Source organism: Thioclava kandeliae, assembly GCF_040297545.1.
Taxonomy (GTDB): Bacteria; Pseudomonadota; Alphaproteobacteria; order Rhodobacterales; family Rhodobacteraceae; genus Thioclava; species Thioclava kandeliae.
On the sequence record NZ_JAYWLC010000002.1, the window covers coordinates 249,428 to 267,877 of the forward strand.

At 60.7% G+C, this 18,450-nt stretch carries 24 protein-coding genes; 16 read left to right on the forward strand and 8 right to left on the reverse strand.

The genetic code is table 11. The features are described 5' to 3' along the window. Positions 1 to 140: 140 nt before the first annotated feature. From sdhC to VSX56_RS03925, 7 genes are all read left to right on the forward strand, one after another. Positions 141 to 530 (forward strand): succinate dehydrogenase, cytochrome b556 subunit, encoded by a 390-nt coding sequence (gene sdhC, locus VSX56_RS03895; protein ID WP_339113484.1) that lies wholly within the window; start codon positions 141 to 143, stop codon positions 528 to 530. A gap of 12 nt (positions 531 to 542) precedes the next feature. Next, on the forward strand, positions 543 to 935 hold the full coding sequence (sdhD, locus tag VSX56_RS03900; RefSeq protein ID WP_339113483.1) for a succinate dehydrogenase, hydrophobic membrane anchor protein: 393 nt from the start codon (positions 543 to 545) through the stop codon (positions 933 to 935). A 20-nt stretch (positions 936 to 955) separates the two neighbouring features. Further along, complete coding sequence (sdhA, locus tag VSX56_RS03905) at positions 956 to 2,764, forward strand: succinate dehydrogenase flavoprotein subunit (RefSeq protein WP_339113482.1); 1,809 nt, start codon at positions 956 to 958, stop codon at positions 2,762 to 2,764. Next, a complete protein-coding gene (locus VSX56_RS03910) occupies positions 2,764 to 3,054 on the forward strand; it encodes a hypothetical protein (protein WP_350934981.1) in 291 nt (96 codons plus the stop codon). Before sdhA ends, VSX56_RS03910 begins: the two co-directional genes overlap by 1 nt. Before the next feature lie 108 nt (positions 3,055 to 3,162). After that, the gene (locus VSX56_RS03915; protein ID WP_339113480.1) at positions 3,163 to 3,942 is read left to right on the forward strand and encodes a succinate dehydrogenase iron-sulfur subunit; all 780 of its coding nucleotides are present in this window, start codon (positions 3,163 to 3,165) and stop codon (positions 3,940 to 3,942) included. A 162-nt stretch (positions 3,943 to 4,104) separates the two neighbouring features. Further along, a complete protein-coding gene (locus tag VSX56_RS03920) occupies positions 4,105 to 4,275 on the forward strand; it encodes a hypothetical protein (RefSeq protein WP_339113479.1) in 171 nt (56 codons plus the stop codon). Between the two features lie 50 nt (positions 4,276 to 4,325). Further along, on the forward strand, positions 4,326 to 5,204 hold the full coding sequence (locus VSX56_RS03925; protein WP_350934984.1) for an urea carboxylase-associated family protein: 879 nt from the start codon (positions 4,326 to 4,328) through the stop codon (positions 5,202 to 5,204). Positions 5,205 to 5,293: 89 nt separating this feature from the next. On the opposite strand, the gene VSX56_RS03930 is transcribed toward VSX56_RS03925, so the two are convergent. Then, entirely contained in the window at positions 5,294 to 5,656 is a 363-nt protein-coding gene (locus VSX56_RS03930) for an ArsR/SmtB family transcription factor (RefSeq protein WP_339113477.1), read from the reverse strand. A gap of 226 nt (positions 5,657 to 5,882) precedes the next feature. On the opposite strand from VSX56_RS03930, the gene VSX56_RS03935 reads away from it, so the two are divergent. From VSX56_RS03935 to VSX56_RS03955, 5 genes are all read left to right on the forward strand, one after another. Further along, entirely contained in the window at positions 5,883 to 6,218 is a 336-nt protein-coding gene (locus VSX56_RS03935; RefSeq protein WP_339114434.1) for an AtpZ/AtpI family protein, read from the forward strand. A gap of 77 nt (positions 6,219 to 6,295) precedes the next feature. Next, complete coding sequence (locus VSX56_RS03940) at positions 6,296 to 7,057, forward strand: F0F1 ATP synthase subunit A (RefSeq protein WP_339114433.1); 762 nt, start codon at positions 6,296 to 6,298, stop codon at positions 7,055 to 7,057. Between the two features lie 60 nt (positions 7,058 to 7,117). Then, positions 7,118 to 7,354 carry a F0F1 ATP synthase subunit C gene (locus VSX56_RS03945; RefSeq protein WP_339109046.1) on the forward strand — a complete coding sequence of 79 codons (237 nt, stop codon included), beginning with the start codon at positions 7,118 to 7,120 and terminating at the stop codon, positions 7,352 to 7,354. Positions 7,355 to 7,449: 95 nt separating this feature from the next. Further along, positions 7,450 to 8,007, forward strand: coding sequence for a F0F1 ATP synthase subunit B' (locus VSX56_RS03950; protein ID WP_350934988.1), 558 nt, complete (start codon positions 7,450 to 7,452; stop codon positions 8,005 to 8,007). Between the two features lie 4 nt (positions 8,008 to 8,011). Then, a complete protein-coding gene (locus VSX56_RS03955) occupies positions 8,012 to 8,569 on the forward strand; it encodes a F0F1 ATP synthase subunit B (RefSeq protein ID WP_339113475.1) in 558 nt (185 codons plus the stop codon). A gap of 71 nt (positions 8,570 to 8,640) precedes the next feature. Here VSX56_RS03955 and VSX56_RS03960 read toward each other — a convergent pair whose 3' ends face one another. The 4 genes from VSX56_RS03960 to VSX56_RS03975 all read right to left on the reverse strand — a co-directional run bounded on the left by VSX56_RS03960 (position 8,641) and on the right by VSX56_RS03975 (position 12,181). Then, positions 8,641 to 9,405 carry a FadR/GntR family transcriptional regulator gene (locus VSX56_RS03960; RefSeq protein WP_339113474.1) on the reverse strand — a complete coding sequence of 255 codons (765 nt, stop codon included), beginning with the start codon at positions 9,403 to 9,405 and terminating at the stop codon, positions 8,641 to 8,643. A gap of 112 nt (positions 9,406 to 9,517) precedes the next feature. Then, on the reverse strand, positions 9,518 to 10,177 hold the full coding sequence (locus VSX56_RS03965; protein ID WP_350934991.1) for a YiaD family glycine zipper/OmpA-like lipoprotein: 660 nt from the start codon (positions 10,175 to 10,177) through the stop codon (positions 9,518 to 9,520). 147 nt (positions 10,178 to 10,324) lie between these two features. Further along, positions 10,325 to 11,176, reverse strand: a complete 852-nt coding sequence (locus VSX56_RS03970; protein ID WP_350934993.1) for a methylated-DNA--[protein]-cysteine S-methyltransferase — start codon at positions 11,174 to 11,176, stop codon at positions 10,325 to 10,327. A 75-nt stretch (positions 11,177 to 11,251) separates the two neighbouring features. Next, the gene (locus VSX56_RS03975) at positions 11,252 to 12,181 is read right to left on the reverse strand and encodes a Hint domain-containing protein (RefSeq protein ID WP_339113471.1); all 930 of its coding nucleotides are present in this window, start codon (positions 12,179 to 12,181) and stop codon (positions 11,252 to 11,254) included. Positions 12,182 to 12,355: 174 nt separating this feature from the next. Here VSX56_RS03975 and nth point away from each other — a divergent pair, with 174 nt between their 5' ends. Beyond that, positions 12,356 to 13,012: an endonuclease III gene (gene nth / locus VSX56_RS03980; protein WP_339113470.1), complete on the forward strand. Its 657-nt coding sequence runs from the start codon at positions 12,356 to 12,358 to the stop codon at positions 13,010 to 13,012. Beyond that, complete coding sequence (locus VSX56_RS03985; RefSeq protein ID WP_350934996.1) at positions 13,009 to 13,992, forward strand: adenosine kinase; 984 nt, start codon at positions 13,009 to 13,011, stop codon at positions 13,990 to 13,992. The genes nth and VSX56_RS03985 overlap by 4 nt, the downstream gene beginning before the upstream one ends. Before the next feature lie 93 nt (positions 13,993 to 14,085). On the opposite strand, the gene VSX56_RS03990 is transcribed toward VSX56_RS03985, so the two are convergent. After that, on the reverse strand, positions 14,086 to 14,853 hold the full coding sequence (locus VSX56_RS03990) for a phosphatase PAP2 family protein (RefSeq protein WP_350934998.1): 768 nt from the start codon (positions 14,851 to 14,853) through the stop codon (positions 14,086 to 14,088). A gap of 46 nt (positions 14,854 to 14,899) precedes the next feature. Then, a complete protein-coding gene (locus VSX56_RS03995) occupies positions 14,900 to 15,718 on the reverse strand; it encodes a sulfotransferase family protein (RefSeq protein WP_339113467.1) in 819 nt (272 codons plus the stop codon). 145 nt (positions 15,719 to 15,863) lie between these two features. Between VSX56_RS03995 and VSX56_RS04000 the strand changes: the two genes are divergently transcribed. Together VSX56_RS04000 and VSX56_RS04005 are read left to right on the forward strand one after the other, a co-directional pair. After that, positions 15,864 to 17,438, forward strand: a complete 1,575-nt coding sequence (locus VSX56_RS04000) for a DUF5928 domain-containing protein (protein WP_350935000.1) — start codon at positions 15,864 to 15,866, stop codon at positions 17,436 to 17,438. Positions 17,439 to 17,449: 11 nt separating this feature from the next. Next, entirely contained in the window at positions 17,450 to 17,815 is a 366-nt protein-coding gene (locus VSX56_RS04005) for an HIT domain-containing protein (protein WP_339113465.1), read from the forward strand. Positions 17,816 to 17,916: 101 nt separating this feature from the next. Here VSX56_RS04005 and VSX56_RS04010 read toward each other — a convergent pair whose 3' ends face one another. Next, positions 17,917 to 18,393, reverse strand: coding sequence for a transglycosylase SLT domain-containing protein (locus VSX56_RS04010; RefSeq protein ID WP_406869984.1), 477 nt, complete (start codon positions 18,391 to 18,393; stop codon positions 17,917 to 17,919). Between the last annotated feature and the right edge of the window lie 57 nt (positions 18,394 to 18,450).

Consider the following 18,450-nt stretch of genomic DNA (forward strand, 5'->3'; position numbering starts at 1 on the left):
AGTCGTGACGCGTGACACCTGCGACAGATCGTCCTATGCATGTGCCAGACATTATTCCGGCCAGCCCCGCGGCACCCATAGCAATAGCCGATCGTCTTTTGCCATGCGAATTTCGGGGCCAAGCGACAGAGGGACCCACTATGGCAGAAACGAAACGGGTTGAACGGCCCCTTTCCCCCTTCATGATCGGTCAGTATTACCGCCCGCAAATGACCTCGATCTCGTCTATTCTGACGCGGATCACGGGCAATGCGCTGATCATTACGACAATCCTCGCCGTCTGGTGGCTGATGGCCGCAACCGGCGCGCCCTCCACCTTCGAGACCGTCAACTGGCTCATGACCTCCTTCATCGGCGATCTGGTCTTCACGGTTTCGGTGCTGGGCCTTTGGTATCACTACCTCGCGGGGCTGCGTCACTTCTACTTCGATTCGGGCCGCGGGCTCGATATCGAGACTGCCGAGAAACTCGGCATGGCCTGCATGATCGGTTCGGTCGTGCTGACCCTTCTTACCATCATCATCGTCTGAGGGAGGGATCTCATGCGTTACCTCACCGACCGCAAGCGCGCCGTTGGCAAAGGAGCCTCGGGGACGGGCACCGAACATCACTGGTACATGACCGTCTCGGCATGGGCTCTGGTGTTCCTCGTTCCCTGCTTCATCTTCATCTTCGGCTCCGCCTTGGGCAAGTCGCAGGCGGAAGTCATCGCGACCTTCTCGCACCCCTTCCCGGCGATCATCACCGCGCTGACCTTCTTCGTGGGTCTGCGTCACTTCGCCAAAGGCGCACAGACGATGATCGAGGACTACTGGCAGGGCATGACCCGCAAGATTGCGGTGCTGTTCGTGCAGGGCCTGTCCTATTTTCTGATCGCATGCGTGCTTTACGCGCTTGGCCGGATGGTTCTCATCGGCCTGGCAATGGGCGCCTGATAATAACGGGATAAAGACAAATGGCTGCTTACGAATACGAGACGCATAAATATGACGTCGTGGTTGTCGGTGCCGGTGGCGCCGGTCTGCGCGCGACGCTGGGCATGGCCGAGCAGGGTCTGCGCACCGCCTGTGTGACCAAGGTTTTCCCGACCCGCTCGCACACGGTTGCCGCACAGGGCGGTATCGCCGCCTCGCTGGCCAATATGGGCCCCGATAACTGGCAATGGCACCTCTATGATACCGTGAAGGGCTCGGACTGGCTGGGCGACACCGACGCGATGGAATACCTTGCGCGTGAGGCGCCCAAGGCCGTTTACGAGCTCGAGCATTACGGCGTGCCGTTCTCGCGCACCGAAGAAGGCAAGATCTACCAGCGCCCCTTCGGCGGTCATACCACCGAATTTGGTGAAGGCCCGCCCGTTCAGCGCACCTGTGCCGCCGCCGACCGGACCGGTCACGCGATCCTGCACACGCTCTACGGCCAGTCGCTGAAGAACAACGCAGAGTTCTACATCGAATATTTCGCCATCGACCTGATCATGTCGGAAGACGGCAAGTCCTGTGTGGGCGTGCTGTGCTGGAAACTCGATGACGGCACCTTCCACCTGTTCTCGGCCAAAACCGTCGTTCTGGCGACCGGTGGCTATGGCCGCGCCTATTTCTCGGCAACCTCGGCCCATACATGCACCGGCGACGGTGGCGGCATGGTGGCCCGTGCGGGTCTGGCGCTGCAGGATATGGAATTCGTCCAGTTCCACCCGACCGGCATCTATGGCTCGGGCTGCCTGATCACCGAGGGCGCGCGCGGCGAGGGTGGTTATCTGACCAACTCCGAAGGCGAGCGCTTCATGGAGCGTTATGCACCGACCTATAAGGACCTCGCGTCCCGTGACGTGGTCTCGCGCTGCATGACGATGGAAATCCGCGAAGGTCGCGGTGTGGGCGAGCATAAAGACCACATCTTCCTGAACCTCTCGCACCTTCCCCCCGAGGCGCTGCACGAGCGTCTGCCGGGTATCTCGGAATCCGCGAAGATCTTCGCCGGTGTCGATGTGACCAAGGAACCGATTCCGGTTCTGCCGACGGTGCACTACAATATGGGCGGCATCCCGACCAACTATTGGGGCGAGGTCATCAACCCGACCGCCGAAGACCCCGATGCGATCGTTCCCGGCCTGATGGCTGTGGGCGAGGCGGGCTGTGCGTCGGTTCACGGTGCGAACCGTCTGGGCTCGAACTCGCTGATCGACCTTGTGGTCTTCGGTCGCGCAGCCGCGCTTCGGGCGGGCAAGACGCTCGATCCCGAGGCGCCGAACCCGACCATGAACCTCAAGGGCGTGGAAGCGGCCTTCGAGCGGTTCGACAAGATCCGCTATGCCAAGGGCGGCACGCCGACGGCAGAGCTGCGTCTCGAGATGCAGCGCACGATGCAGGCCGATGCGGCCGTGTTCCGGACAGACAAGACGCTGGCAGAAGGCGTCGAGAAGATGAAGTCTGTGGCCTCCAAGCTCGACGATCTCTCGGTCACCGACCGCTCGCTCGTATGGAACTCGGATCTGATGGAAAGCCTCGAGCTGACCAACCTCATGCCGAATGCGATGGCCACCATCGTCGGTGCTGAGGCCCGTAAGGAAAGCCGCGGCGCCCATGCGCATGAGGACTACCCGGATCGTGACGATACCAACTGGCGCAAGCACTCGATTATGCGTGTCGACGGCCCGAATGTGGATCTGACCTTCCGTCCGGTGCATATCGATCCGCTCACCAAATTCGAGGATGGTGGTATCGATACGGCCAAGATCGCGCCCAAAAAGCGGGTCTACTGATGCGGGGGCGGCCGGCTCTGGCGGTGGTTCTGGGGGGCGCGCTTGCGCTCTCCGGCTGCACCAAGATCCCGGTCGCTCGGGCAGAAACCTTCTGCCAGCAACGCGTGCAGGATGCGCGTCCGGTCTCCGGTTCTGTGGGATTGGGCGTGGCAAACGGAAAACCGGCCACCTCTTATGATCTGAAGGTGGGGATCTCCTCGGATACGTTCCGCGACCCCAACGAGGTCTACAAGAGCTGTGTCTACCAGTATTCCGGTCAACTGCCGCAAACGCCGCTCTATAACAGGTGATCCGCTGTCCGGTGGCCCCGGGCAGGGAAGAGATATAACGGGGGCGCTTCGCGACGAAGTCCGCTACGCAGCGACCCGCCCCGTCCACATATGACCGGAGGTAGAAACATGGTTCAGTTTTCCCTACCCAAGAATTCGAAGATCCGTGTCGGCAAGACATGGCCGAAGCCGGAAGGCAAAAACGTCCGCAAATTCCAGATCTATCGCTGGGAGCCGGAAGATGGTGAAAACCCGCGGGTCGACACCTATTTCGTCGACCTCGCCAAATGCGGCCCGATGGTTCTCGATGCGCTGATTAAGATCAAGAACGAGATCGACCCGACCCTGACCTTCCGCCGCTCGTGCCGCGAAGGGATCTGTGGGTCCTGCGCGATGAATATCGACGGCCATAACACGCTGGCCTGTATCTTCGGTCTCGACGAGATCAAGACCGATGTGGTCAAGATCTACCCGCTGCCGCATATGCCGGTGGTCAAGGATTTGATCCCCGATCTGACGCATTTCTACGCGCAGCACGCGTCGATCATGCCGTGGCTGGAAACCAAGACCAACCGTCCCGAGAAGGAATGGCGTCAGTCGATCGAGGATCGCAAGAAACTCGATGGTCTCTACGAGTGTGTTATGTGCGCTTCCTGCTCGACCTCCTGCCCGAGCTACTGGTGGAACTCCGACCGCTATCTCGGTCCGGCAGCCCTCCTGCATGCCTATCGCTGGATCATCGATAGCCGCGATGAAGCCACGGCAGAGCGTCTCGACCAGCTCGAAGATCCCTTCAAGCTCTACCGCTGCCATACCATCATGAACTGCACCAAGACCTGCCCCAAAGGTCTCAATCCGGCGAAATCCATCGCCGCGATCAAGCATATGATGGTCGAACGCCAGAACTGATCCTTACGGTCATGTCCTGCGACACCCCCGGCGAAAGCTGGGGGTGTTTGCATTTTGCATTGCAGTATACGCATGTAAGCGTTGCAGCGCGGGCCATGGCGCCGCGATATAAAAACTTTATATCAGGCGTCGGGGAGGAACTCGGAAACACTGGAGAGTTCCATGAATCAGATTGTCAAATTCCCGGAACAGGCCGAGTCCGCTCTGAAGCAGGAAGACGCGCTGGCCTATTACAATCCCGGTACGCACAAGCCGGAACAGGCCTCACCGCAGGCGCAAAAACCTGCAAACATCGCTGTTCTTGATGAAATGTATGGCTACTATAGCGCCTGAACCGGTCTCTAGGGCCTGACAGACCCCGGTTGAGCAACCGGGGTTTTGTTATGTCCAAGAGGTTCGCGATGAAGCTTTCCACGCCCGAACATGCCGCGCCCGCCGATGCCATCGCGCGCAAATCCGTCCCGCCGGTGATCTGCTATCCCGTCACCACATTGCCCCGACCCGATCTTGCCGCCTATCGCGCATCGCGGGCAGGGGCGGAGAAAATCGGCGAGGTAATCGTTCCTCCGCGCGATGGTGCCTGTTTCCACGTGAAAGCCGGCCAGTTCTTCCGGATCTCCTCGATCGAGGGCGCCCAGGTGGGCGATCTCAACCTCTGGTCAGCCGATCTTTCCGAGCGGTTCTATTCCGGCAAGACCCGCGCACTCCACGGCACGCATCTGTCCAGCGGTGACCGCTTCTGGTCCTCTTTCCCGAGCCTGCGCCCGATGGCCACGATCATCGATGACAGCCTCGACTGGTATGGGGTCGATCCCGATGGCGGGTCGGTGCATGATGTCATCGGTACCCGCTGCGACCCCTATACCCATGCGCTACTCAGCGATGGCGGGCAATATCACCATTGCTGCCATTCCAATCTGACGCGTGCCTTGGCAGCGGAGACGGGCATGTCCTTGGCCGAGGCTGAAACCCAGGTGCATGACGTCTTCAACATCTTCATGTGCACAGGCTTCACCCGCGATACGGGGCAGTATTTCATGAAGGCAAGTCCGGTCCGCCCCGGCGATTACATGGATATCTTCGCCGAGATCGATCTTCTCGGCGCGCTCTCGGCCTGTCCGGGCGGCGATTGCTCCTCCGAGCACAGCTCCGATAGTGCGGCCTGCTACCCGCTCAAGGTCGAGATTTTCGCCGCCTCAGAGCCGCCCCGCGGCTGGGAGCCTCCCGCACGCAGCTCCTATGACCGGAGCCACGGCCTGTAACAAAGACAAAGGGGCCCGCGCGGCCCCTTCTTCCAGTGTCTGTAAATATCCCGGGGGAATTGGCGCGCAGCGCCAAGGGGGCAGAGCCCCTAATCGGCCTCCGGCTGCGGTGCGGCGAGGGGGGCAAGCTCGCTCTCGACAAAGCGTTCGAACGCATCCAGATCCATCGCCCGGAACTGGCCGAAACTCTGGATCCAGATGATCGCCTCGCTCATGGCCGAAGGTTCCAGCTTGCACCATTTCACACGGCCATGCTTTTCCTGACTGATCAGTCCTGCTTGGCTCAGGATTGCCAGATGTTTCGACACGCCCGCCAGCGAGATGTCGAACGCGCTGGCCACATCGCTCACCGCCATATCGTCCTCGAGCAGCATATGCAGGATCTCGCGCCGCGTCGGGTCGGCGAGGGCTGCGAATATCGCATCGAGATCGGAAGAGGGCTGCGTGCTCATGGGCATACTTACGAAGGTTTTGGGTCGATGGTCAACCGATGGGTTGAATTTGGATTTTGGCCCCGCGGGGCGGGGTGGTCAGATTGTCGCAGGGCGGCGTGAGGTGTGCGGTTTTCAAAATTGATACATATCAGTGCCTTGCGCGGTATTTCTCCTACGGTCATGAGCGTTGACTCACTGCGCCGTGACGTCTATCACAGCCCTAACACGACCAAAGGCCTGAATGATGAGCAACGAGCCTGATCCCGAACGTCTAAAAGCGCTCGAAGACAAGCTTGCGAAGCTGAGAAAGCAGGCTCCGGGCGAGACGGATGGACCACCGCGTGGCGGTGTCGCACAATCCGAGCTTGCCTGGAGGATGGTCATAGAGCTGGTTTCGGGGCTGGGTATCGGTTTCGGGGTCGGTTACGGGCTTGATGTCCTCTTGGGAACGTTGCCGATCTTCATGATCATCTTCGTTCTTCTGGGGTTGATTGCGGGGGTGCGCGTGATGATGCGCACCGCTGCGGAAATAAATGCGAAACCTGATGCCGCTCCTGCGGCTGATGAAGAGGGAAAATAGACGTGGCGGAAAGCACTTCGAACGCCAATGGCTCGTCCAAGATGATCAGCTACATCTTGTTCGCCGTTGTGATCCTGATGCTCCTCATTGCGATTGTGACCGAAGGGTCGGGCGAGATGGCTTTCCACCCGATGGACCAGTTCGTGGTCTCCCCTCTGGTGGGTGAGGGTGCTGTCCATTGGTATACGATCACCAATGCAACCCTGTGGATGGCGATTGCGATCGTCGCAATCGTTCTGGTGCTGGTTGTCGGCACCCGCGGCCGCGGCATTGTGCCCTCGCGCGCACAATCCATCGCCGAACTGTTTTACGGCATGGGCCACAAAATGGTCGAGGATATCTGTGGCAAGGAGGGGCTGAAGTTCTTCCCCTATGTCATGGTGATCTTCTCCTTCATCACCTTCGCTAACTTCCTAGGCCTGCTGCCGGGTAGCTTTGCCACCACCTCGCATATCGCTGTGACCGCTGTTCTGGCACTCTTCGTGTTCGTCTCGGTGACCGTGATCGGCTTCATCAAGAACGGCGCGGGCTTCCTGAGCCTGTTCTGGGTCTCGGCTGCGCCGCTTCCGCTGCGCCCGATCCTTGCGCTGATCGAGGTGATCTCCTATTTCGTCCGCCCCGTATCGCATTCGATCCGGCTTGCGGGCAACATCATGGCCGGTCACGCGGTGATGAAGGTCTTCGCAGGCTTTGCCGCCATCGCGCTGATCTCTCCCGTGTCCGTGCTGGCCATCACTGCAATCTACGGCCTCGAAGTGCTTGTTGCCTTCATCCAGGCCTATGTTTTCACGATCCTGACCTGCGTCTATCTGAAAGACGCGCTGCATCCCGCACACTAAGGTCGATCCAAGGATCGCGTTAATCTACTCAAGCCAATTCCAACTTTAGGAGTGACGACTATGGAAGGCGATATCGTTCAAATGGGTGCTTACATCGGTGCAGGTCTGGCTTGTATCGGTATGGGTGGTTCGGCAATCGGTGTGGGCACCGTTGCAGGCAACTTCCTGTCGGGTGCCCTGCGCAATCCGTCGGCAGCCGCTGGTCAAACCGCAACGCTGTTCATCGGCATCGCATTCGCAGAAGCACTGGGGATCTTCTCGTTCCTCGTCGCTCTGCTGCTGATGTTCGCCGTCTGATCCCTTTTTCGCAATCTTGCGGACGGAGGGGCCCCGACGGGCCCTTCCGAGTTTGAGACAGGACCGCGTGCCTGCGGTCCGAGAGGGACAACGACATGGCAACAGAACATGAAGCTGGCGATGTGGCGGTGACGGCTGGCGCTTCGGCGCATAACGCCGATGCTGCCGGTATGCCGCAGCTCGACTTCTCGACCTATCCCAACCAGATCTTCTGGCTTCTGGTCTCGTTGGTCGTGATTTATTGGGTTCTGGCAAAAGTCGCGCTGCCGCGGATCGCCTCCGTGCTGGCCGACCGTCAGGGCACCATCTCGGGGGATCTTGCCTCCGCCGAGGAATTCAAGCTCAAGGCCAAAGAAGCCGAGGCCGCCTATGAAAAGGCCCTGGCCGATGCTCGCACCAAAGCGCAGGCCATCGTGGCCCAAGCCCGTGCGGACATCCAGAAAGACGTGGATGCGGCAATCGTGAAAGCGGATGCCGAGATCGCGGCGAAAACGGCCGAAAGCCAAGCGCGGATCGCGGAGATCGAAGCCGGTGCCAAAGAGGCGGTGGAAGCCGTCGCCAAAGACGCTGCTGTCGAGATCGTCTCGACTCTGGGTGGTCAGGCCGACCAAGCCAGCGTCGCTGCGGCTGTCGACGAACGGTTGAAAGGATAAGGTCATGAAGAAACTTGCTGTTCTCATCGCCCTTGTTGCTGCTCAGCCCGCCTTCGCAGCGTCCGGCCCGTTCTTCAGCCTGCATAACACGAACTTCATCGTGACGCTGGCCTTCCTGACCTTCATCGGTGTGCTTTTCTATGTGAAAGTCCCGACGATGCTGGGTGGCCTGCTCGATAAGCGTGCCGCAGGGATCAAATCGGACCTCGAGGAGGCGCGCAGCCTTCGTGAGGAAGCCCAAGCCATTCTTGCCACCTACGAGCGCAAGCAGCGTGAAGTGCAGGTGCAGGCCGACGAGATCGTCGCCAGCGCCAAGCGCGACGCGGAGCTGGCTGCCGCTCAGGCGAAGAAGGATCTGGCCGATTCGATCGAGCGTCGCCTGAAAGCTGCAGAAGAGCAGATCGCCTCTGCCGAAGCCGGTGCCGTGAAAGCGGTGCGCGACGAGGCCATCACGGTCGCGATCGCTGCTGCTGGCAAGGTTCTGGCCGAGCAGATGTCTGCCGCTGATAAAGCGGCCCGCGTCGATGCGTCCATCGACGAGGTCGCCCAGCGTCTGCATTGATCTTTCGAGGTCACCAAACATTCTAACCCGGCCCTTGGGCCGGGTTTTTTCATGTCAGCTTGCGGGACGCGTCAGCTGCTGCGCTGTTGCAAACGCAGCTTTGCTGTTTCCTCGTTTTTCATCGCTTTGCGGTTATGGGTCATCTCGACCTCGACGAAGTTCATATGCGCCGCCACTGCCTCGCGTGCGGCCGTCCCGTCGCGCTTCTGGATCGCCTCGTTCATCGCGCGGTGCTGGTTGAGCAGCTCGTCACGGGTCACGCGGTTCTTGAAGAGCATGGAGCGGTTGTAAAACACGCCCTCGCTCAGCAGGTCGAACATCGCGCGCATCATATGCAGCATGATCACGTTATGGCTGGCCTCGATGATGGCCAGGTGGAACTGCGCATCAAGCGCGGCTTCATCGGCATAGCTGCGTTTGCTATGGGCGGCTTCCATGCGGCGGAAAAGCCCGTCGATAACCTGCAGATCGGTATCGGAAGCAAAACGCGCGGCGCGCTCGGCGGCCAGCCCTTCGACATCGCGGCGGAAGGCCAGATAGTCATAGACTGCCTGATCGGAGGACGAGAAGAGGCGGATCAGCGCGGGCGAGAAAGCCGAGCCCAGAACATCGGCCACATAGACACCGGCTCCGGCGCGCGTGGCAAGCAGCCCCTGATCCTGCAGCTCCGCAATCGCCTCCCGCAGGGACGGGCGCGAGACGCCGAGCCTGTCCGAAAGTTCGCGCTCGGAGGGCAGACGTTCACCCGGGCGCAGGATCCCCTGCAGGATCAGCTCTTCGATCTGGCGCACGATGGCCGTGGCAAGCTTTTCCGATTCGATTCTCTGGAACGGCATCGCAGGCACCTCCTTGGTTAGTTTTTCTAGCCAATCTATCCGATGCCATGGGATCTGGTCAAAAGAAAGGGCCAGCAGATGCCGGCCCCTCCCAAATCGGTAATGGAAAAACTCAGTTGTTCGTCGGCGTGATGATGAACTCGACGCGGCGGTTCTTGGCGCGGCCTTCCGCGGTCAGGTTCGACGCGATCGGGTTCTCTTCGCCGCGACCATAGGACTGGATGCGCGAGGCGGGCACACCGGCCTGCACCAATACGCCGGTGACGGCATCGGCGCGGGCTTCCGAGAGGCGCTGGTTATAAGCAGCTTCGCCGGTGTTATCGGTGTTGCCGACGACCTGCAGCGTGGAGTTCGGGTAGCGGTTGAGGCTACCGGCCAGCGTGTAGAGGTCGTTACGCAGGCTCGGGCGGACGGCCGAGCTGTCGGTATCGAACAGGATATCCTGCGGCATGGTCACGACAAGGTTGTTGCCGTTGTTGACGACCGAGGTGCCTTGCGCGTCGAGATCGCGGCGAAGCTCTTGCGCCTGCTTGTCCATCTGGTTGCCGATGGCGCCACCGATCAGGCCGCCCACGGCGGCACCGGCTGCAGCTTTGGTCAGACGCTCGTCACCACCGGACATGGCGCCTGCGGCACCGCCCAGAAGAGCGCCTGCGATCGCGCCGCCACGGGTGTTCTGATAGGGGTCGTTCGGGTCGGCGGGGGTGGTCACACAGCCTGCCATTGCAAGCAAGGCGACACCTGCCACACCAAGGGAAATCTTCTTGTTCATCTCGTTCCAGCCTTTGTTCACGCGCCCGTATTCTCGGGCGTCCGGTGGATATTACGTCCGAGAGAAGGGGAAGTTCCATCGCGCTTCAATAGCTGGGCGGCATTTTGCCGAAGGGTTCCGGCAAATGTTATCCGCCGCGAGCCAGCGCTACAGCATAGGCGAACGCTCGGCTTCCGAACGGGCCGCTTCGCGCGCCAGAAGCACACGTTTGGTCGTCAGCCCCCAGTGATAGCCGCCCAGTCCGCCCGATTTGCGAAGCGCACGATGGCAGGGAATCAGCGCGGCAATCGGGTTCTTGCCGATGGCGGTGCCGACCGCGCGGGTGGCCTTGGGCGAGCCGATGGCCGTGGCTATGTCCTGATAGGTGGAGACGGCGCCTTCGGGGATCTGCAGAAGCGCCTCCCAGACCTTGATCTGGAACGCGCCGCCTGTGAGGGTCAGTGAGACGTCTCCCCGCTGGGCGAAAGCTGCCGCGACCCAATTGCCGAGTGCGGCAGGGTCCTCGCGGAACTGCGCGGCAGGCCAGCGTTTTGCCAGATCGGCAAAGGCCAACGCCTCTCCCATCACTTCGGTAAAGGCCATCCCGCAGATGCCACGCCCGGTGCCCATCGCGATCACAGGACCATAATGTGTCTCGAAGCGCCCCCAATGGATCGTCAGCCCCGCTCCCGCACGCGCGAACTCGCCGGGCGTCATCGCCTCCCAGCGCAGGATCAGATCATGCAGGCGGGCAGAGCCGGAGAGCCCCGTATCGGCTGCCACGGCGATCAGCGGATGCCGTTTGCGCAGGAGATCTTTGGCCAGATCCAGCTTGAGGTATTGCATGTAGCGCTTGGGAGAGACACCGGCCCATGCGGTGAAGCATTTCTGGAAATGCGCCTCGCTCAGGTTCAGGCGCTGCGCCAGATCGGCCAGCGAGGGTGTCAGCCCCTCGGCATGGGCGGCATCGATCTCGGCGATGGCGCGCGCGATCAGGCGGTAATGATAGCGGTCTTCCATGGGGTAGGGCCTTTTGCGGTTTGGCCCAGATTAAATCGGGCCGCGCCGGAGCACGACCCGAAACCTGTGTGAAATTCAGGCAGCGATGCGGTCCTGACGGGCGCGGCGGTCCTTGCAGAACATCTCTGCCTCCCAATCGGCGAGCCAGACGCGGGCCGACAGGTCATGATATTGCGCCAGCTGCGGCGCAAGGCTGGTGCGCACGCGCGGCGGCATCAGCGACATATAGGGGGAATCTGCCTGAACGGTCGCAACCCACATCCCCTCGGCCAGAACCAGCTCGGGCGCGGTAAAGAGGAGCGAATAGACCATGCGGCGGCCTTCGAGGCGCGGGCTATGGGGCGCCAGATGATCGGCCTGTGCCAGCATCTCGGCCTCTGCAAACCACAGTTCCAGTTCGGGTCCCGCCAGCAGGACACCGGTGCGCGGGCTCATCACCAGCTCGCGCTCGGGCAGGTTTGGGCCGAGCAGTTCGGCGGAGACGGACATCAGCTGCGTGGCCAATGGCGCACGGCGCGGCATGGTGTGATGACCAAGCCAGAGAAGCGGCTGGTAGCCATTATCGCGGGTCAGCACACGGTCACCGGGGCGCAGCCAGTCGATGGGCTGGGGGCCTTCATCGGTGGCAATCAATGTGCCGCCCGCGAGGCAGGGCATGTTTGAGATTTCTTCGGGCGAGGCGGCGCGCGCACCGCTCGAGCTTTGGGAAGCCTCCCGGTAGGGGATGCCGGGTGTCATCACGTCGGAGGGGATATAGAGACAGAGCTGTCCGTCGATTTCGATCCGGTCAAGGCGCAATGTCCCCGAGGTCGATTCGAGCAGAACGGGGATATCGGCGGTCAGATAACCACGGGCCAGCGCTTGACCATCAGGGTCGCGCAGCACCGCGATCTCACCCTCGAACAGGATCTCCAGCATGTTTTCCGGCTGAAAATCGCTCCGCAATGTCCAGACCTGTTCGTCGCGATCCCGTATGATTGCCGAGATCGGATAGCCCATATCCATCTGCACCTCCTCGTATTTGTGCCCCGCATCCTCAATCTGCTTCGAGGATGGATAACATCTGCTTAACGGAAATGACGTTAATGATGATTTCGTGAGTTGCTCCCGGGTTTGACTAGAAAGAAGACAGCGCTGAATGGGCTTGCGATGGAGAGCTCATCTGGGCATAGCTGGACCATGAGCAAACAAAGCGTCAAACAGTTTGGATATAACGAAATGTGCGAGGTTTTCGCACGTTTCCAGGCTTCCGAGGCCGAGCCCAAGGGCGAGCTGGACCATGTGAATGCCTATACGCTTCTGGTGGCGGTCGCGCTCTCGGCGCAGGCGACGGATGCGGGGGTGAACAAGGCCACAAGGCACCTCTTCCCGATCGCCGATACGCCGCAGAAGATGCTGGATCTGGGCGAGGAGGGGCTGACCGAGCATATCAAGACCATCGGTCTGTTCCGCCAGAAGGCCAAGAATGTCATCAAGACGGCCAGAATTCTGGTCGAGGAATATGGCGGGGAGGTGCCATCGTCGCGGGCGGCGCTGCAATCGCTGCCCGGCGTGGGGCGCAAGACGGCGAATGTGGTGCTGAATATGTGGTTCCATTATCCCGCGCAGGCGGTTGATACGCATATTTTCCGCATCGGAAACCGCTCGGGCATCTGCCCCGGCAAAGACGTGGACGCGGTCGAGCGCGCCATCGAGGATAACGTCCCCGTGCAATATCAACATCATGCGCATCACTGGCTGATCCTTCACGGACGCTATATCTGTGTCGCGCGTAAACCGAAATGTGGTGCCTGTCTGATACGCGACCTGTGCCAGTTCGAGGAGAAAACCTTATGAGCAAATATGATGTCGTGGGTATCGGCAATGCGATTGTCGATGTGATCAGCCGCTGCGAGGATGCGTTTCTCGACAATATGGCGATCGAGAAGGGGATCATGCAGCTGATCGAGACCGATCGCGCGGAGCTGCTTTATGGCGCGATGGACGAGCGCAACCAGATCCCGGGCGGCTCGGTGGGCAATACGATTGCGGGCATCGGTAATCTGGGGCTGAAATCGGCCTTTATCGGGCGGGTGCGTGATGACGGTCTGGGCCGGTTCTACGAGGCGGCACTGAAGGCCGAGGGCACCGATTTCCCCAATCCGCCGGTGAAGGCGGGCGAACTGCCCAGCTCGCGCTCGATGATCTTTGTGACGCCGGATGGCGAGCGTTCGATGAATACCTATCTCGGGATTTCCTCGGAGCTGTCGACCGAGGATGTCCCCTTGGACGTCGTCGAGAACACGCGCTACCTATTCCTCGAGGGGTATCTGTTCGACAAGGATAAGGGCAAGGCCGCGTTCCTGAAGGCGGCGCAAGCAACGCGCCGGACGGGCGGGCAGGCAGGGATCGCGCTGTCGGACCCCTTCTGCGTGAACCGTCACCGCGAGGATTTCCGGCGCCTTGTGCGCGACGAGATGGATTTCGTGATCGGCAACGAGCATGAGTGGGAAGCCCTCTACGAGACCGATCTGGCATCGGCGCTGGAGCAGGCCGCGCAGGAATGCGCGCTGGTGGTCTGCACCCGCGGCGGGGCCGGTGTGGTGATCCGTCGTGGCAACGAGACAGTGGAAGTGCCGGTAAAAGCGGTGACGCCGGTCGATGCGACAGGCGCGGGTGACCAGTTCGCGGCAGGGTTCCTGTATGGTATCGCCACGGGCGCGTCGCTCGAGGAGGCCGGCCGGATGGGGTGTGTGGCGGCGGGCGAGGTGATCACCCATTACGGTGCACGGCCGGAAGTGGATGTGAAAGAGCTCTTTGCCGCAGCCGGTATCTGAGCGATATCATCGGGGTGAGTGCCCGAGGGGGGGGAGCCTTCCTCGGGCGCCCGAGGGCGCCGCTCGCGCGGCTCCGCTGCCGCGTGTAGGTGGTTAGTCCTGCGGGGGAATGTCGGGTTTGGGTCGCGTGGGGAAGAGCCAATCGGCGATCAGCATGCACGCCACCGCCCATGCAGCCCCGATGGACCATCCCGCCAGCACATCGGTCGGCCAGTGCACGCCCAGGGCAACGCGGCTGATGCCGACGCTGACCGCAATAAGCACCGCTACCGAAATCAGATAGGCCCGTGTCCGACGGCGGGCCTGTAGGCGCGCCAGCATCACCGCAAGGGTGAGCCACGTGATCGTGGCCATCATCGAGTGGCCCGACGGGAAAGAGGCCGAGGTGACATCGGTCCCGTGCGGCACCAGGTCGGGGCGGGTCCGGTCAAACAGCATCTTGGTGATATTGGAGACGACCTGCCCGCCGATGACGGCGGCCAGCAGCACCCAGACCTGACGCCGATAGCCTTCCATCAGCAAATAGCCCGCGGTGAAGACGGTCAGCGCGCCGAGGACCGTGACCCCGCCAAGCGCGGTGATATCGCGCACCACGGTTTCCATCCATGCAGGCCCGTTGAGCACTGCCAGATCATCGCCATTGCGGAACCACAGAAGGATTGCGCGATCGAAGGCGGTGGTGTCGCCCTCGGTCATCTCGGCGGCGATGGCGCCGAAGGCCCAGATGCCGCCTCCGATCAGGATCAGGCTGAGCAGCACTCCGATCTCGATGCGATCCAGATGCCGCCCGAGCCATGGCCCGACAGGGGCGGGCAGGCGGGCGGCGAGGCGGGCGGGTAGGGTGGGAGCTTCATGCGACATATCCGGCCAACGCAGCTTTCATAAGCGGGTTCCCCAGCCCGAGAAATTATTGCCCGAGCTTGGCATGGACCTCATCGAGGTCGACCTCTCCCAGAGGCATCTTGTTGTCGGGATTGTCAAAATCATATCTGAAGAGCTGGAAATCCTTCTTGTAGATCTCCCAGACCAGATGGCGCGAGAGATCATCGAAATAATCGCTGATCGGATGGGCGCGCTTGGGGCCGTGGCCTTCGGATTCGTTGAATTTCGGCACCGCCGAAAGATCCACTTTCACCGGCGTCTGGATATCGTCGAGCACGCTTTGCATGCCCTCGTTGAACTTCTCGGTGAAGAAGATGTTGTTGTAGCGGCCGCCGTTGACGATGAAAGTCGAGATATGGCCGGACATGGCCGACCAGTGGATGTCGGGCTCCATCGGGCGCCGCCAGCGGATTGTGTCACGCGCAAACAGCAGGAAGCGGCGGAAGCTCTTGATCTGATCGAAGTCGAAATTATCTTCCGGAGAGCCGACATCGATCCCGTATTTCTGTATCAGCTGCGGCACCAGATTGCCGCGGTAGCGGCGGCCATTGCGCTGGATGCCGGCGATCTTGTCGAAGAAGGATGACAGGATCCGGCCATAGGGATTGCGTACACAGGTGAAGGAATAGGCCTGACCGCCTTTGACGACCCGCTCGATCGGGCCCTGGCTATGCTCTTGCGACCATTTGTGCAGCCCTTCTTTCGAATCGTGGATGTCACCATCGAAGAACCGCCCGTGATCGGAATAGAACATGATCTGGCCGATCGACGAGCAGGCGCATTTGGGCACCACGCGATAGACCACGCTTTCGCTTTCCGTCATCCACGTTCCGGGAAACCCCATCTGTCTGCTCCTTTAACCCGGTGCGCTTATCGTCACCTTTACGCAATGATTAGTCTGAAAAAGCAAACAAACTTTATATTTTCAATGTCACTCGCCGCAAAGAGGGGCGATAGTGGCGTAACCGACATAAGCGACGCCCGAAATCATGGTCCAGATTGCCTTTATCCTCCTGACACACAAAGACCCCGAAACCGTGATCCGTCAAGCGGCACGGTTAACGGCGGCGGGCGATTGTGTCTCGATCCACTTCGATGCACGGGCGAATCCCAATGATTTTGTCAAAATTGCCGATGGTCTGGCCGATAATCCGCAAGTGACCTTTGCCAAGAAGCGGCTCAAATGCGGCTGGGGCGAATGGAGCCTTGTGGCGGCAACCCTCGAGGCGGTGAAGGCGGCAGTGGAGGCGTTTCCCGAGGCCACGCATTTCTACATGCTCTCGGGGGACTGCATGCAGATCAAATCCGCCGAATACGCCCATCAGCGGCTTGCGGACGAGCAATGTGACTATATCGAGAGCTTCGATTTCTTCAACTCGGACTGGATCAAGACCGGCTTCAAGGAAGAGCGGCTGATCTACCGCCACTGGTTCAACGAGCGCACCCATAAATGGTGGTTCTACAAGAGCTACGAGTGGCAGAAACGGCTTGGGATCACCCGCAAGGTGCCTGCCGATGTAGAGATGATGATCGGCTCGCAATGGTGGTGTCTGCGCCGCGATACGATCCTGAAAGTCCTGCAATTCTGTGTGGACCGCCCAGAGGTGATGAAATTCTTCTCCACGACATGGATCCCCGACGAGACCTTCTTCCAGACGGTGGTGCGCCATGTGGTTCCCGAGCGAGAGATCCGCTCGCGCACACTGACCTTCCTGATGTTCACCGATTACGGCATGCCGGTGACCTTCTATAACGACCATTACGACATGCTTCTGGCGCAAGACTACCTGTTTGCCCGCAAGATCAGCCCGACGGCGAAAGAGCTGAAAACGCGGCTCGGCACGCTCTGGGGCGAGGAGGGGATGGCGTTTCCGATCTCCAATGAGGGCCGCGCCATGTTCGGCTTCCTTACGCAGAAGGGCCGCGAGGGACACCGGTTCGCGCCGCGCTTCTGGGAGACCGAGGCGACCCTTGGCCGCGATCGCGCACTCTATGTGGTGGTATGCAAGAAATGGCATGTGGCCAAGCGCCTCGTCGAGCAGATCCGCACGCGTAGCGACCTTCCTTGCGTGAACTATCTGTTCAATGAGGAGGAGGAGCTGCCGCCTTTGGGGGGCATCGAGAAGACGCTCGAAAAACGCAACCGTCACCGTCGGGCACTGCTGCGGATGCTCTTGGAATATCACCGCAGTGACCGGCTGCTGATCTGTGTCGACCCGTCGGATTTCGATCTTCTGCGCGATCTGACCTCGGATAAATCCGAGACGCGGATTCTCGAGATCCAGACGGAGTTCTCGGACGACTATCTGGTGGGCCATGCGCAGCGGATCGGGCTGGCGGGCCATGACAGCCCGCCGCAGATCTACGAGCGTGTCCTTCCGACGATCCGCTACGATCTGCGCTACGAGAGCGAGCGGATCCGCGATGCGGAATTCGAGCATTTCTGGCGCATCCGCGAGGCATCGGGTCTTGCGGGTAATGCCGAACCGCTTGCGCAATTCCTGAAGATCGATACCGATACCGCTGCCGAAATAGCGGCAACCCACTACCTGTTTTCCGACTGAGGAGGCTTCCCTTGTCCTATTCCTACGATAGCGAGAATATCTTCGCCAAAATCCTGCGCGGCGATATTCCCAACGCGACCGTGCTCGAAACCGATTACACGCTGGCCTTCAAGGACATCACCCCCAAAGCACCCGACCATGTGCTGGTCATCCCCAAGGGGGCCTATGTGAATTACGACGATTTCTGCCAGAACGCCTCCGACCCAGAGATCCTCGATTTCATGCGGGCCTGCGGGCAGATCTGCAAGGATCTGGGCGTCGAGGACAAGGGCTTCCGCGCGATCACCAATGCGGGCGAGCATGGCTGTCAGGAAGTGCCGCATTTCCACATGCATATCCTGGCGGGCAAGGTGATGGGGCCGCTTCTGGCCGAATGATCCCTGTCCGAGTGATCCCTGAATGAACAAGGCACCGGTTCGCGCCGGTGCCTTCGGGACATGGGTGGGGCTATAAGGTCGGCTCGGTTACAAGGTCCGGCTCAGTTGCGCAGGCCGGTCTCTTTCAGCATCCCGCGGCGCTTGGCCTCATAGTAATAGCCGCGCGAATAAAGCGAGACGGCCTTATCGCTCGAGCCATCCGACAGCAGCCAGGCGCCGCGGAGGTATTTGCCCGCATATTTGAGATTGGTTTCGGCATCCAGAAGGTTGCGCGGTGCGCCACTGAAGCCCATAGCGCCTGCGGTCTGGGGCGAGATCTGCATCAGGCCGTAGTAGCTGCCATTGCGCGCCTCGGGGCGGTAGGAGCTTTCTCGGGTGACCACACGGTGCATCAGCGCGCGCGGGATCTCGTATTGATCGGCATAGCTGTTGATCATTCTGCGTAACTCGGGCGTTTCGTTGGGGCGCAGGTTCATCTGCTGGGGGGCCGCCTGTTTCTGGGGCGTGCTGCATGCCGCCATCCCGAACAGAGCCACAAGGAACAGCCCGAAAACAATGATCCGCTTTGTGAAATGCATCTATCTGCGCGCTCCGGAGAAACCGATGGCGGCAGTTAGCCACAAGTTTACGGTGGG